Below are 14,457 nucleotides of genomic sequence, written 5' to 3'. Positions count from 1 at the left end.
CTATAGGGTCTAAGACCCATTTATAATGCCGGTTATAGGTTTTACTAATAGCTGGGGCGCTATGCTGCTGCGACACATCCGTTATTTTCTGGCCGTTGCCGAACAGGGCAACTTTACCCGCGCCGCCGAAGCGCTGCACGTCTCGCAACCGACGCTGTCTCAACAGATCAAGCAGTTGGAAGACACATTGGGGGCGCCGCTGTTCGATCGCAGCGGCAGAGCCGTGCGCCTGACCGACGCCGGTGAGGCGTGGATGCGCTATGCGCGCTTGGCGCTGCAGGATCTGGACGCCGGCGCGCGGGCGATCCATGACGTGGCGACGCTGGCGCGCGGCCATTTGCGGCTGGCGATGACGCCGACCTTCACCGCCTATCTGGTGGGGCCGGCGATCGATGCGTTCTACCGCCGCTATCCGGGGATTACGCTGAGCGTTGAGGAGATGGCGCAAGAGCGAATTGAGGTGCTGCTGGCGCAGGATCGGCTGGATCTGGGGATCGCCTTCGAGATGGCGCAGTCGGCGGAGGTGGAAGCGGCGGCGTTGTTCTGTGAGACGCTGGAGCTGATGGTCGGCGCCGACCATCCCCTGGCGGTGCATCGCCGGCCGCTGACGTTGGCGGAGTGGCAACATCTGCCGCTGGCTTTGCTGAGCGGCGACTTCGCCACGCGCCAGTTTATCGATCGCTACTGCACGCAGCTGGGATTTCGGCCGCAGGTGGCGGTGGAGGCCAACGCGCTGGGCGCCATCGTCGAGATCGTGCGGCGCGGGCAGCTCGCCACGCTGCTGCCGGCCGCCATTGCGCGCGAGAACCGGCAGTTGAAAAAAGTGGCATTGGCCAACGCCATGCCGGTGCGGCAGGCAGTGTGGCTGCAGCGCAAAGGCGCCTACCGCAGCGCCGCCGCGCAGGCGTTTATTGCCGTCTTGCAGGAACAGGGCGTTACGCCAACGCCCCCCAGCGCTACGTCATCCCCAGCAGATGCACCAGCCCGAAGCCGAGGCAAATCAGCGAGCTGACGACGATAAAGCGCTGGCTGCGGCCGGTATCGCGCAGTGCGAAGGGGCCGGCGACGCCGCGCAGCAGGTAGATGAAGGTAATGATAAACAGCGCGGGACGCAGCAGCGGCAGCGGTGCGATCAGGCCCGCGCCGGAAAGCGCATACAGCGCCCAAATAAACAGCACCGCGTGATACCGGCGGTGACGACGGCCGGGAACTTTTTACCCGCTTCCGCCGCCTTAATGAAGCGTTCGCCGGCGCCGCATAGCCGGTAGCCGCGCGGCCCGGCGGCGATCACCCAGATATGCAGCAGCGCGGCGATGGCGCTCAGCGCCGCGCCGATCAGCAGCGCGGTGTTATAGAGGTGCGGCATGGTAGCGCTTCCCTGTCAGAAAAGTGGTTGGCATGAAGCGTAGACCAGAAAAGGCGACTTAACCGAACGTAACAGGGAAGAGGAGCAAGTAATGAGGGGATGCTGAGCGCTTTGGCGCTGTGGAGCGGGCTGGCGATGGCGCAACCTGCGGCGCTGATGCTGCCCAGGGAAGACGGTTCGAGTATTCATTACTATCTGGACGCCGCGGTACCCGGGCAATCGTCGGCGGCGCTGTTGGTGATCCTGCAAGGATCGGATTGCAACAGCGTGCGGCATATCCGCCTGCTGGCGCCGTTGCGGCAGGTGTTACCCGCCGCAGACCTGCTGACGGTGGAGAAATACGGCATCGACGACCGGTTGCCGTACCGCGAAGAAGTCCCGCGGCAGGATTGCCCGGATGCTTTTGTGCAGCATGACACGCCGCAGCGGCGGGTGAGTGATGTCACCCAGGCGCTGCAGGCGGTGATTGCGCGCAACGGCTATCAAAAGGTCGTGGTGCTGGGAGGCAGCGAAGGGGCGGTGATCGCCAATCTGGTGACGGCCTCCTCGGGCCGGATTGACGCCACCCTCGCGTTCAGCGGTGGCGGGCGCCGGTTTATCGACGACGTGCGCCACAGCGCTGCCGGCGCGCCGAAGGAAGAGGTGGCCGGGCTGAACGCATTTTTACAGCAGGTGATGACGGCGCCGCCGTTCCCCCTGAACGCCAGCGATCATGGCTATGACTGGTGGCATGGCATGCTGAACATCGATCAACTCGCCACCCTGCGCAGCATCAAGACGCCGGTGCTGATCGTGCAGGGCGACCAGGATCGCGCCGTTTCGCCAGGTGCGGTCGACAATATGATCGGCGAATTGCGGGCCGACGGCAAAACGAACATTACCTATGTCAATTACGCTGGATTGGACCATGTGATGCGGCGCGAAAATGGCACCAGCGAGATGGCGCGGGTGGTGGTGGACATGCGCGCGTGGCTGGAGAAGCAACTGCGCTGACCGGCCACCCGGGGGCCTTACTCGGTGTGGCGCTCCTGGAACAGCAGAGTGGCAATCAGACTGACGGTCAGCATGCCGGTCACGTACCACGCCGGCGCCAGCGGGTTGCCGCTGGTCTCCAGCAGCCAGGTGACGATCAGCTGCGCCGAGCCGCCGAACAGCGTCACGCCGAAGGCGTAAATCATCGAGGTGCCGGTGGCGCGCACGTGGCGCGGCAGCGCCGAGACGATCAGCATGGTGCTGGCCAGCATGTTGATGCCTAGCGCGCCGATCAGCAGGATGCGGAAGACGATCGCCAGCCACAGGGTTTGCGTGGCGCTGAGGAACCAGAAGGTCGGGTAAATCAGGATCAACGCCGCAAAGATCGAGAACAGCAGCGGCCTTTTGTAATTCTGGATCCGATCGACATAGCGCCCGGCGTAATAGACCGCCACGATTTGCACCACGGAGGCGATACAGCTGAACAGATAGGCAGTCGGGCCGGCGATGTGGTAGGTCTGCATCATGTAGGTCGGCATGTAAAGCAGAACCACATAAACCATCACGGTGCCGGACATGATGACCAGCACCCCCAGCAATAGGTCTTTAGCATGGTTGCTCACCAGATCCCATACCGGATTCAGCGGTACCCGCGCACGATCCGGCTGTTCGCCGCTGTAGGTCTCTTCCAGGTGCTTACGGATATAGACGCCGACCGGAATGATCAGCAGGCCGATGATGAACGGCACGCGCCAGCCCCAGGCATACAGCGCCTCTTCCGACAGAAAATAGGTGAGCGCCAGCCCGCAAGAGGCGCCGAGCAGGGCGCTGACGCCCTGGCTGATGGCCTGCCAACTGACGAAAAAGCCGCGCTGATTGGCCCCGGCGGACTCCAGCAGTAGCGTGGTCGCTGAGCCCACTTCACCGCCGGCGGCGAAGCCCTGAATCAGGCGGCCGACTACGATCAGCACCGGTGCCAGAACGCCGATTTGCGCATGGGTTGGCGCGAAGGCAATCAGGGCGGTGCCGACGCCCATCAGCACGATGGTCATCAGCATGGCGGCCTTGCGGCCGACCCGGTCGGCATAGGCGCCCAGCACCATGCTGCCCAGCGGGCGCATGATAAAGCCGACGCCGAACACCGCCACCGACATCAACAAAGAGCCGTAGGCGCTGTCGCTGGGAAAATAGAGTTTGCCGATGATGGCGGCAAAGAAGCTGTACACGGTGAAGTCGAAAATCTCCAGGCCGTTGCCCAGGCTGGCACCGACAATGACTTTGTATTTTACCGCGCTTTTCTCCGCCGTTTGGCTTTTGGGCAAGGTTTTTTCAGCAGTGTTCATCGTTATCTCTCGCGATAGGTGGACGGTGTGTTGTTATTATTTTCTGGCCACAGACGGCGTTATCTGGTGCGGCGATAACCGAGACCCGAAACGCCAACAAAATGGCAACGTCACGTTTACATATACTTGTATGTACAATTCTATGCAATATGAGGGCGATTAACGGGATAATGCTGGTTTGATTTTTTTAACTTTTTGTATTTATATGTTTTTTTTGAATTTATGACGTGTGGTAGTGAGGTGGTTTAGTGCCGATTTAGTGAGCTGTCGCGCATTAATCATCGAAAAACCCCTGGCATTTAAGAAGGCGGTCACAAAATATCGCGTATAGCAGAATATGTGGCGATAGTCGGCAAGAAATAGAATTAAATAGAAGTGTGTTGACTGTATCAATGATTCTCAAGAGGTATTCAGGTGCGATTTATTCTTACCTGGTGCGGTATCTGGCGAGAATGTATTTCATTTTTTATTTTAATTAATCCCGATAATTAATATGTTTTGTGAATTTGTTCGAGCTATTGTATGGTTTGCTGAGCGAAGCCTCCCCGTGACTTTCATCGGTATTATCCAACGCAGGTATGATTCATCCGTCGGCGCCGCTCAAAATGTCACCAAAACTTCCCGCGATCTCTGCACCCCGTTGTGGCATAATGCGCGCCAAATCACATTCCCTATGTATAAAGAGCGAGCGCTGTGTTAAGCACCAACAACATCACCATGCAGTTCGGCAGCAAGCCGTTGTTTGAAAACATCTCTGTCAAATTCGGCGGCGGCAACCGTTACGGCCTGATCGGCGCCAACGGCTGCGGCAAGTCCACCTTTATGAAAATCCTCGGCGGCGATTTGGCGCCGACCGGCGGCAACGTGTTCCTCGATCCGAACGAGCGTCTGGGTAAACTGCGTCAGGATCAGTTTGCCTTCGAACAATACAGCGTGCTGGACACCGTGATCATGGGCCACACCGAGCTGTGGGCGGTGAAGGAAGAGCGCGACCGCATCTATGCCATGGCGGAGATGAGCGAAGAAGACGGCTATAAAGTGGCCGATCTGGAAGTCGCCTACGGCGAGATGGACGGTTACACCGCCGAAGCGCGTGCCGGCGAACTGCTGCTTGGCGTCGGTATTCCGGTGGAACAGCACTACGGCCCGATGAGCGAAATCGCGCCGGGTTGGAAGCTGCGCGTGTTGCTGGCGCAGGCGCTGTTCTCCGATCCGGAAATCCTGCTGCTCGACGAACCGACGAACAACCTGGACATCGATACCATTCGCTGGCTGGAGCAGGTGCTGAACGAACGCAACAGCACCATGATCATCATCTCGCACGACCGTCACTTCCTGAACATGGTCTGCACCCACATGGCGGATCTGGACTACGGCGAGCTGCGCGTTTATCCGGGCAACTACGACGAATACATGACCGCCGCCACCCAGGCGCGTGAACGTCTGCTGGCCGACAACGCGAAGAAGAAGGCGCAGATCAACGAGCTGCAATCGTTCGTCAGCCGCTTCAGCGCCAACGCCTCCAAATCCAAGCAGGCCACCTCGCGCGCCCGCCAGATCGACAAGATCCAGTTGGAAGAAGTGAAGGCCTCCAGCCGCCAGAACCCGTTCATCCGTTTCGATCAGGACAAGAAGCTGTTCCGTAACGCGCTGGAAGTGGAAGCGCTCACCAAGGGCTTCGACAACGGCCCGCTGTTCAGCAAGCTGAACCTGATGGTGGAAGTGGGTGAGAAGGTTGCGGTGCTGGGCGCCAACGGCATCGGTAAAACCACCCTGCTGAAAACGCTGGTGGGCGACGCGCAGCCGGACAGCGGCACCGTGAAGTGGTCGGAAAACGCCCGTATCGGTTACTACGCGCAGGATCACGAATACGAGTTCGACGATACTCTGACCGTGTTCGACTGGATGAGCCAGTGGAAGCAGGAAAAAGACGACGAGCAGGCGGTGCGCAGCGTGCTGGGCCGTTTGCTGTTCAGCCAGGACGACATCAAGAAGAAAGTGAAGGTGCTGTCCGGTGGTGAGAAGGGCCGCATGCTGTTCGGCAAGCTGATGATGCAGCGCCCGAATATTCTGGTGATGGACGAACCGACCAACCACCTGGATATGGAATCCATCGAATCGCTGAACATGGCGCTGGAGATGTACGAAGGCACGCTGATCTTCGTCTCCCACGACCGTGAGTTCGTCAGCTCGCTGGCAACCCGGATTCTGGAAATCACCCCGAACAAGGTGATCGACTTTACCGGCAACTACGAAGACTATCTGCGCAGCCAGGGCATCGTGTAACCCTCGCGGCAACGCATCAGGGCGGGAATTATCCCGCCCTTTTTTTATCCGTCATTCCCCGCCGCACACCTCGCAGTGCGGATCCTTCGGCAGTTTCATCTCCCGGAACTGCATGCTCATCGCATCGAACATCAACAGCTTGCCGCGCAGCGGCTGACCATACTCGGCCAGCAGCTTAATGGCTTCCATCGCCTGCAGGGTGCCGATAGTGCCGACCAGCGGCGCCATCACGCCCGCTTCGACGCAGGTGAGGGCGCTGTCGCCGAACAGCCGGCTCAGGCAGCGGTAGCAGGGCTCGCCCGGCTGATAGGTGAACACGCTGAGCTGGCCTTCCATACGGATCGCCGCGCCGGAAACCAGCGGCCTCTGCTGCGCGTGGCACAGGCGGTTCAGGGCGTCGCGCGCCGCCACGTTGTCGGTGCAGTCCAGCACCAGATCGCAGGCGGCGATCTCTGCCGCAACCGCCTCATCTTCCAAACGGCCGTCGATCGCGTCGATGCGGATATGCGGGTTGATGGCGCTCAGTTCCCGCCTGGCGGAGGCGACTTTGCTCTGGCCGATGCGATCGTCGCGGTGCAGGATCTGGCGCTGCAGATTGGAGAGCGAGACGGTGTCGAAATCCACCAGCACCAGATGGCCGACGCCGGCCGCCGCCAGGTAAGGCGCAGCGGCGCAGCCCAGCCCGCCCAGCCCGGCGATCAGCACGCGGGCGGCCTTCAGCTTCTCCTGGCCGTCGAAGTCAAAGCCGCGCAGCACGATCTGGCGGTTGTAGCGCAGCGCTTCGGCGTCGGTCAATTCCGGCAGCATGCTCAGCTCCTCAGCAGGGCGTTGAACGGCTCGATCTCCACCGTTTCGCCTACCGCCACCGAACCGCGTTCGCGCTCCAGCACGATGAAACAGTTGCCCTGGCTGTAGGAGCTGAAGACGTGCGAGCCCTGGTGGCCGGTGGTGCTGACCTCCAGTTCGCCCGCGGCGTTGCTGCTGAACACGCCGCGCTGGAAATCGAGGCGGCCCGGCGATTTCTTCAGCGGCGTCAATGCGCGCGCCCGCAGGCGCGGCGGCAGGCGCCAGTCGCTGTGGCCGGCCAGCTTCGCCAACAGCGGTTGCACCAGCTGGTAGAAGGTCAGGGCGGCGGAAACCGGGTTGCCCGGCAGACCGCAGAACCAGGCGTGGCCGAGCTTGCCGAAGGCGAAGGGTTTGCCGGGTTTGATCGCCAGCTTCCAGAAGCTGACCTGGCCCAGCTCGTCGAGCATCTGTTTGGTGTAGTCGGCCTCGCCGACCGAGACGCCGCCGCTGCTGATGACCACGTCGGCCTGGCTGTCTGCCCGTTCAAATGCGGCGCGCAGCGCAGCGCGATCGTCGCGGATAATGCCGAGATCGAGCACCTCGCAGCCCAGCTGTTCCAGCATCAGGCGCACCGCGAAACGGTTGGTGTCGTAGATTTGGCCCGCCTGCAGCGGCTGGCCGACCGGCTGCAGTTCGTCGCCGGTGGAGAACACCGCCACCTTCAGCTTACGCATTACCAGCACTTCGGCGACGCCAAGCGAAGCCAGCAGCGGCAGCTGCGCGGCGCCCAGCTTCACGCCGGCCGGCAACACGCTCGCGCCCCGGCGAATGTCTTCACCCGCCAGGCGGATATTCTGGCCGGCTTCAACCGGCGCGGTAAAACGCACGCCCTGGTCGCTCACTTCTGCCTGCTCCTGCATGACCACCGCGTCCGCCCCGGCGGGGATCGGCGCGCCGGTCATGATGCGCACGCAGCTGTTGGCCGGCCATTGGCCGTCGAACGGCGCACCGGCGAAGGCCTTACCGGCGACAGGCAGCGGCGCATTGGCCGCCAGATCGGCGAGGCGCACCGCATAGCCGTCCATCGCCGAGTTGGCGAACGGCGGCACGTCGAGCGGCGAGACCACCGGCGCGGCGGTGATGCGGCCGGCGGCGGCGGTCAGCGCGATGGATTCGGTTTGCTGCAGCGGGGCGATCTGCCCGAGCATTTTTTCCAGCGCTTGCTCCAGGGAGATGAGATCGGAAGTATGGCAATGATCCATAAAGGGAACTCCGTAATCAGGGGGCGCTAAAATAGCGACAAAGTGCGGGTATTATGGCAGAGAACGCCGGGGGGGAGAACGGGTTATGCCCGCCATCTTTCGCACTGCGGCGCTGGGGCGATCGGGTATAAACTACGTAAAACAGAGGAGAATCATGATGCATAAACAGGTTATCGAGTTCTGGTTCGACGAGATCGAACCGATCATGTGGTTCAAAAAGGACGACGATTTCGATCGTCTGCTGCACAGCCGTTTCGGCGAAATCTGGCGTGCAGCGGCGGCGGGAGAGCTGGCGCACTGGCGCGACACCATCGAAGGGCGCCTGGCGGAGGTGATCGTGCTCGATCAGTTCAGCCGCAACCTGTTTCGCGGTACGCCACAGTCGTTCGCCTGCGACGGCATGGCGCTGATCCTGGCGCAGGAGGCGATCCGCAGCGGCGAGTGCGAACGGCTGAGCCGCGAGCAGCGCGGCTTCCTTTATCTGCCGTTCATGCATTCGGAATCGCCGCTGATCCACCAGCAGGCGCTGGTGCTGTACACCGAGCTCAATAACGGCGACCAGTTGGAGTTCGAGCTGCGCCATAAGGCGATCATCGATCGTTTCGGCCGCTACCCCCATCGCAATGCGATATTGGGGCGCACCAGCACGCCGGAAGAAGAGGCCTTTTTACAACAGCCTGGATCGGGTTTTTAATCGTTGGATCATCTGCGCCCGGCCGGGGAAAAAACAGCAGGCCGGGCGCCGCAATAAGCGTTATTCAGCGCGAACGTTTATTTCCTTACGCCATGCCGCTATTTCCGCACGCGGAATTACCAATAATCTCGGCCGTACGATCGGCGGTTTGCTACTTTTTATAACCTGCTGTTTTTATTCCAATAAGCTATTTCAAGGTGCGAAACGGTCTAAGCGGACTACGCTAAAAGCGGGACGTGGACGTTATGCTGTACTTCCACTGTAGGACTAAATAGAGTCGAAAAAGACTGAATAATAATGATACCGCGCTCAGCTTATTCGCTGTGCAACGGCGGTATTAACACAGGGTGTCAGGCAAATGAGCAAACCAGTGATTGCCATTCATGGCGGCGCGGGCGCAATTACCCGGGCGGCGCTGAGTGCGGAAAAAGAACGGCTGTATATCCAGGCGCTGTCCGAGATCGTGGCCGCCGGGCAGGCGATACTGGCGCAGGGCGGCAGTGCGCTGGACGCGGTGACCGAAGCGGTGCGGCTGCTCGAAGAGTGCCCGCTGTTCAACGCCGGCAAAGGCTCGGTGTTTACCCATCAGGGCACTCACGAACTGGACGCCTGCGTGATGGACGGCCGCACCTGCGATGCCGGCGCTGTCGCCGGCGTCAGCCATATCCGCAACCCGGTGCTGGCGGCGCGCGCAGTGCTGGAAAACAGCGAACACGTGCTGTTTGCCGCCGAAGGCGCCGAGAAGTTTGCCGCGGCACACGGCCTGGAAATGGTCACCCCCGATTTCTTCTTTACCCAGGAACGTTTCGATCAGCTGCACCGCGCCCAGGCGGAGCAGGGCCGGGTATTGCTCGATCACGACGGCGCGGCGCAGGCCGGCGATCCGCTCGATCCCGATCGCAAATTCGGCACCGTCGGCGCGGTGGCGCTGGATGCGCTGGGCAACCTCGCCGCCGCCACCTCCACCGGCGGCATGACCAACAAGCAGGCCGGGCGAGTGGGCGACACGCCGATCATCGGCGCCGGCTGCTATGCCAACAACGCCACCGTGGCGGTCTCCAGCACTGGCACCGGCGAAATCTTCATGCGCGGCGTGGCGGCCTATGACGTCTCCGCCCTGATCGAATACGGTGGCCTCAGCCTGCAGGCGGCCAGCGATCGGGTGGTGATGGAAAAGTTGCCTGCACTGGGCGGCAGCGGCGGCATGATCGCTGTCGATCGCCACGGCAATATCGCGCTGCCGTTTAACTGCGAGGGGATGTATCGCGGTTTTGGTTATGTCGGCGATGCGCCGTCCGTCGGGATTTATCGCTAAGCGTTCACCGGGAGGGTGTATGACCGACGTTTCATTCCGGCCCGCCGGCGATGGGTTGTCATTGCCGCCGCAGCGGGTGCTGACGGTGCGCGATCTGAGCATCAGCTTTCCTCAAGCGGACGGCGCCGTGGCAGCGGTGCGCAACCTGTCGTTCGATCTCGATCGCGGCGAGACGCTGGCGATCGTCGGTGAGTCCGGCTCCGGTAAATCGGTGACTTCGCTGGGGCTGATGCGGTTGGTGGAGCAGGGCGGCGGGCGCATCGTCAGCGGTGCCATGACGCTGCGCCGGCGCGACGGCGCGCTGCTCGATCTGGCGCGCGCCTCGCAGAGCACGCTGCGCACGGTGCGCGGTGCCGACATGGCGATGATCTTCCAGGAGCCGATGACCTCGCTGAACCCGGTGTTTCCGGTCGGCGAGCAGATCGCCGAATCGCTGCGCCTGCATCAGGGCATGGACCACCGCAGCGCGCGCCAGGAGGCGCTGCGCATGCTCGATCTGGTGCGCATTCCGGAGGCCAAAGAGGTGCTGGGGCGCTACCCGCACCAGCTTTCCGGCGGCATGCGCCAGCGGGTGATGATCGCCATGGCGCTCTCCTGCAAGCCGGCGTTGCTGATCGCCGATGAGCCCACCACCGCCCTCGACGTCACCATCCAGGCGCAGATCCTGCAGCTGATCCGCGTGCTGCAAAAGGAGATGCAGATGGGGGTGATCTTCATCACTCACGACATGGGCGTGGTGGCGGAGATCGCCGACCGGGTGCTGGTGATGCGCCGCGGTGAGCAGGTGGAGCAAAATCGGGTGCGCGAGCTGTTCGCCGCGCCGCAACAGGCCTATACCCGGGCGCTGCTGGCGGCGGTGCCGAAGTTGGGGGCGATGGCCGATCGGCCGCTGCCGGCGAAGTTTCCGCTGCCGGGCGGCGAGGCGGATACCGCGCCGCAGGATACCGTGCCGCCCGGTGCCGCGCCGATCCTGCGGGTGGAGCATCTGGTCACGCGCTTTGATCTGCGCGGCGGACTGTTCAATCGGGTCACTCGCCGGGTGCACGCGGTGGAAAACGTCAGTTTCGATCTTTACCCCGGCGAGACGCTGGGGCTGGTGGGCGAGTCCGGCTGCGGCAAGTCCACCACCGGGCGCTCTTTGCTGAAGCTGGTGGACAGCCAGAGCGGCACCATCACCTTCGCCGGGCGGCGGATAGACCAATTGAAGGGGCCGGCGCTGCAGCACCTGCGGCGCGATATTCAGTTCATCTTTCAAGATCCCTACGCCTCGCTCGATCCGCGCCTGACGGTCGGTTTTTCCATCATGGAGCCGCTGCTGGTGCACAACGTGATGCGCGGCCGGGAGGCTGAGCAACGGGTGGCCTGGCTGCTGGAACGCGTCGGCCTGCTGCCGGAGCATGCGCGCCGCTACCCGCACGAATTTTCCGGCGGCCAGCGCCAGCGTATCTGCATCGCGCGCGCGCTGGCGCTGAACCCGAAAGTGGTGATCGCCGACGAAGCGGTCTCGGCGCTGGACGTGTCGATTCAGGCGCAGATCGTCAATCTGTTGCTCGATCTGCAGCGCGAGTTCGGCATCGCTTTTCTGTTTATTTCACACGACATGGCGGTGGTGGAGCGCATCAGCCACCGGGTGGCGGTGATGTACCTCGGGCAGATCGTCGAGATCGGCCCGCGGCAGGCGGTGTTCGACAATCCGCAGCACCCCTACACCCGCAAGCTGATGGCGGCGGTGCCGGTGGCCGATCCCGCTCATGCCCACAAACGGCAGCCGCTGCCGGCCGATGAGATCCCGAGCCCAGTGCGCGCGCTGGGCGATGAACCCGTTACCGCACCGCTGGTGCAGGTTGGCGCCGGGCACTTTGTCGCCCGCCACCCGATCGCCGGTGCTTTTTAAAGACCTCAGGAGAGACAAGCGACATGAAGCACACATTCAAACGCAATGCGCTGTTGGCCGCCGTACTGCTGGCGGCGGGAAGCGGCCCGGTCTGGGCGGCGAAGGACGCGGTGATCGCCGTGGCCTCCAACTTCACCACCCTCGATCCTTACGATGCCAACGATACGTTGTCGCAGGCGGTGGCCAAGTCTTTCTATCAGGGGCTGTTCGGCTTCGATAAGGACATGAAGCTGGTGAACGTGCTGGCGGACAGCTATGAGGTCAGCAAAGACGGCCTGACCTACACCGTCAAACTGCGCCAGGGGATTAAATTCCACGACGGCACCGCGTTCAACGCCGAGGCGGTGAAGATCAACCTCGATCGCGCCAGCAACCCGGACAGTCACCTCAAGCGCTACAACCTGTTCAAGATGATCGACAAAACCGAGGCGGTGGACGCCAATACGGTGAAGATCGTGCTGAAGGCGCCGTTCTCGGCGTTCGTCAACAACCTGGCGCACCCGGCGGCGGCGATCATCTCGCCGGCGGCGCTGAAGCAATACGGTAAGGAGATCGGTTTCCACCCGGTCGGCACCGGGCCGTATCAATTCGTGACCTGGAACCAGACCGATTTCGTCAAGGTGAAGAAGTTCGACGGCTACTGGCAGCCGGGGCTGCCGAAGCTCGACAGCATCACCTGGCGCCCGGTGGTGGATAACAACACCCGTGCGGCGATGCTGCAGACCGGCGAGGCGACCTTCGCCTTCCCGATCCCCTACGAGCAGGCCAAGGTGCTGGAGGGCAACACCAAGCTGGACGTGGTGGCCGCGCCGTCGATCCTGCAGCGTTACATCAGCATGAACGTCACCCAGAAGCCGTTCGACAACCCGAAGGTGCGCCAGGCGCTGAACTACGCCATCAACAAGGACGCGCTGATCAAAGTGGCGTTCTCCGGCTACGCGGTGCCGGCGGAAGGGCCGGTGCCGCCGGCCATCGACTTCGCCGCCCGCTATAAGCCATGGCCGTACGATCCGGCCAAGGCGCGCGAGCTGCTGAAAGAGGCCGGTTACCCGAACGGCTTCACCACCACGCTGTGGTCTTCCCACAACCACAGCACCGCGCAGAAGGTGCTGCAGTTCACCCAGCAGCAGCTGGCGCAGGTGGGGGTGAAAGTGACGGTGACGGCGATGGATGCCGGGCAGCGTGCGGCGCAGGTGGAGAGCGTCGGGGTGAAAGACACCGGCGTGCGGCTGTTCTACACCGGCTGGTCGGCCTCGACCGGGGAAGCGGACTGGGCGCTGTCGCCGCTGTTCTCTACCCAGGCGGCGCCGCCGAAGCAGTTCAACACCGCGTTCTACAGCAACCCGCAGGTGGACAAGGATCTGACCGACGCGCTGGCGACCACCGATCGCGCCGAGAAGCAGAAACTGTATCAGGACGCGCAGGATCGCATCTGGGCCGACGCGCCCTGGATCTTCCTGGCGACCGAACGTTTGCTGTCGGCCAACAGCAAACAGCTGAGCGGCTTCTACGTGATGCCGGATACCTCGTTCAACTTTGATAACGCCGATCTGAAATAAGGCGCCCATCCCCGCCTGCGGCCAGACGGCGGTGGGCGGGGGAAGGAATGAGATGCTCAATTATTTTCTGAAACGACTGCTGGGCCTGATCCCGACGCTGCTGATCGTGGCGGTGCTGGTATTCCTGTTCGTCCATCTGCTGCCGGGCGATCCGGCGCGGCTGGCGGCGGGGCCGGAGGCCGACGAGGCGGTGGTGCAGCTGGTGCGCAAGGATTTGGGGCTGGATAAGCCGCTGCCGCAGCAGTTCGCGCACTTCTTCGTTAACGCGCTGCGGGGCGACTTCGGTATCTCGATGGTGTCCAAACGCCCGGTGAGCGAAGAGATCGCCTCGCGCTTTATGCCGACCTTCTGGCTGACCGTCACCAGCATGCTGTGGGCGGTGGCGTTCGGCCTGGCGATTGGCGTGGTGTCGGCGGTGTGGCGCAACCGCTGGCCGGATCGCCTCGGCATGACGCTGGCGGTGTCGGGGATCTCGTTCCCGGCCTTTGCGCTCGGCATGCTGCTGATGCAGGTGTTCTCGGTCGAGCTGGGGTGGCTGCCGACGGTGGGCGCCGACAGCTGGCGGCACTACATTCTGCCTTCGATCACCCTGGGGGCGGCGGTGGCGGCGGTGATGGCGCGCTTCACCCGCGCGTCGTTCGTCGAGGTGCTGCAGGAGGACTACATGCGCACCGCGCGCGCCAAGGGCGTGCGGGAAAGCGTGGTGGTGATGAAACACGGCCTGCGCAACGCGATGATCCCGGTGGTGACCATGATGGGGCTGCAGTTCGGCTTCCTGCTCGGCGGTTCGATCGTGGTGGAGAAGGTGTTCAACTGGCCGGGGTTGGGGCGGTTGCTGGTGGACTCGGTGGAGATGCGCGATTACCCGGTGATCCAGGCCGAGGTGCTGCTGTTCTCGCTGGAATTCATCCTGATCAACCTGCTGGTGGATATGCTGTACGCGGCGATCAACCCGGCGATTCGTTATCAATGAGGACGCG

General features: G+C 62.5%; 11 protein-coding genes and 1 pseudogene. 8 read left to right on the top strand and 4 right to left on the bottom strand.

Translation table 11 applies throughout. From position 1 onward, the window contains the following. Nucleotides 1-61: 61 nt before the first annotated feature. Entirely contained in the window at nt 62-1,012 is a 951-nt protein-coding gene (gene cynR / locus ACUTSC_RS07645; RefSeq protein WP_197766569.1) for a transcriptional regulator CynR, read from the top strand. Here the strand turns inward: cynR and ACUTSC_RS07640 are convergent. Beyond that, nucleotides 957-1,366: pseudogene (locus tag ACUTSC_RS07640) on the bottom strand (hypothetical protein). The gene cynR and the pseudogene ACUTSC_RS07640 overlap by 56 nt on opposite strands. Nucleotides 1,367-1,465: 99 nt before the next feature. Here ACUTSC_RS07640 and ACUTSC_RS07635 point away from each other — a divergent pair. After that, nucleotides 1,466-2,359 (top strand): prolyl oligopeptidase family serine peptidase, encoded by an 894-nt coding sequence (locus tag ACUTSC_RS07635; RefSeq protein ID WP_197773137.1) that lies wholly within the window; start codon nt 1,466-1,468, stop codon nt 2,357-2,359. Between the two features lie 17 nt (nt 2,360-2,376). Here the strand turns inward: ACUTSC_RS07635 and ACUTSC_RS07630 are convergent, their stop codons facing one another. Continuing rightward, nucleotides 2,377-3,681 carry an MFS transporter gene (locus tag ACUTSC_RS07630; protein WP_197766566.1) on the bottom strand — a complete coding sequence of 435 codons (1,305 nt, stop codon included), beginning with the start codon at nt 3,679-3,681 and terminating at the stop codon, nt 2,377-2,379. Nucleotides 3,682-4,374: 693 nt separating this feature from the next. Between ACUTSC_RS07630 and ACUTSC_RS07625 the strand changes: the two genes are divergently transcribed. Further along, entirely contained in the window at nt 4,375-5,967 is a 1,593-nt protein-coding gene (locus ACUTSC_RS07625) for an ABC-F family ATPase (RefSeq protein ID WP_033637709.1), read from the top strand. 51 nt (nt 5,968-6,018) lie between these two features. On the opposite strand, the gene moeB is transcribed toward ACUTSC_RS07625, so the two are convergent. Both moeB and moeA read right to left on the bottom strand, forming a co-directional pair. After that, nucleotides 6,019-6,774 carry a molybdopterin-synthase adenylyltransferase MoeB gene (gene moeB / locus ACUTSC_RS07620; protein ID WP_197766565.1) on the bottom strand — a complete coding sequence of 252 codons (756 nt, stop codon included), beginning with the start codon at nt 6,772-6,774 and terminating at the stop codon, nt 6,019-6,021. Nucleotides 6,775-6,776: 2 nt separating this feature from the next. Continuing rightward, nucleotides 6,777-8,015, bottom strand: a complete 1,239-nt coding sequence (gene moeA / locus ACUTSC_RS07615; RefSeq protein ID WP_197766564.1) for a molybdopterin molybdotransferase MoeA — start codon at nt 8,013-8,015, stop codon at nt 6,777-6,779. Between the two features lie 157 nt (nt 8,016-8,172). Here moeA and ACUTSC_RS07610 point away from each other — a divergent pair, with 157 nt between their 5' ends. From ACUTSC_RS07610 to gsiC, 5 genes are all read left to right on the top strand, one after another. Continuing rightward, entirely contained in the window at nt 8,173-8,709 is a 537-nt protein-coding gene (locus tag ACUTSC_RS07610) for a DUF924 family protein (RefSeq protein ID WP_060421380.1), read from the top strand. Nucleotides 8,710-9,067: 358 nt separating this feature from the next. After that, entirely contained in the window at nt 9,068-10,024 is a 957-nt protein-coding gene (locus tag ACUTSC_RS07605) for an isoaspartyl peptidase/L-asparaginase (RefSeq protein WP_197766563.1), read from the top strand. Between the two features lie 19 nt (nt 10,025-10,043). Then, the gene (locus ACUTSC_RS07600; protein WP_197766562.1) at nt 10,044-11,918 is read left to right on the top strand and encodes a dipeptide ABC transporter ATP-binding protein; all 1,875 of its coding nucleotides are present in this window, start codon (nt 10,044-10,046) and stop codon (nt 11,916-11,918) included. Between the two features lie 23 nt (nt 11,919-11,941). Further along, the gene (gene gsiB, locus ACUTSC_RS07595) at nt 11,942-13,477 is read left to right on the top strand and encodes a glutathione ABC transporter substrate-binding protein GsiB (RefSeq protein ID WP_197766561.1); all 1,536 of its coding nucleotides are present in this window, start codon (nt 11,942-11,944) and stop codon (nt 13,475-13,477) included. A 52-nt stretch (nt 13,478-13,529) separates the two neighbouring features. After that, nucleotides 13,530-14,450, top strand: coding sequence for a glutathione ABC transporter permease GsiC (gene gsiC, locus ACUTSC_RS07590; RefSeq protein WP_038880960.1), 921 nt, complete (start codon nt 13,530-13,532; stop codon nt 14,448-14,450). Nucleotides 14,451-14,457 lie beyond the last annotated feature (7 nt).

The organism is Serratia sp. TSA_105.2 (genome assembly GCF_052692115.1).
This window is presented reverse-complemented; position numbering and strand designations above follow the sequence as displayed.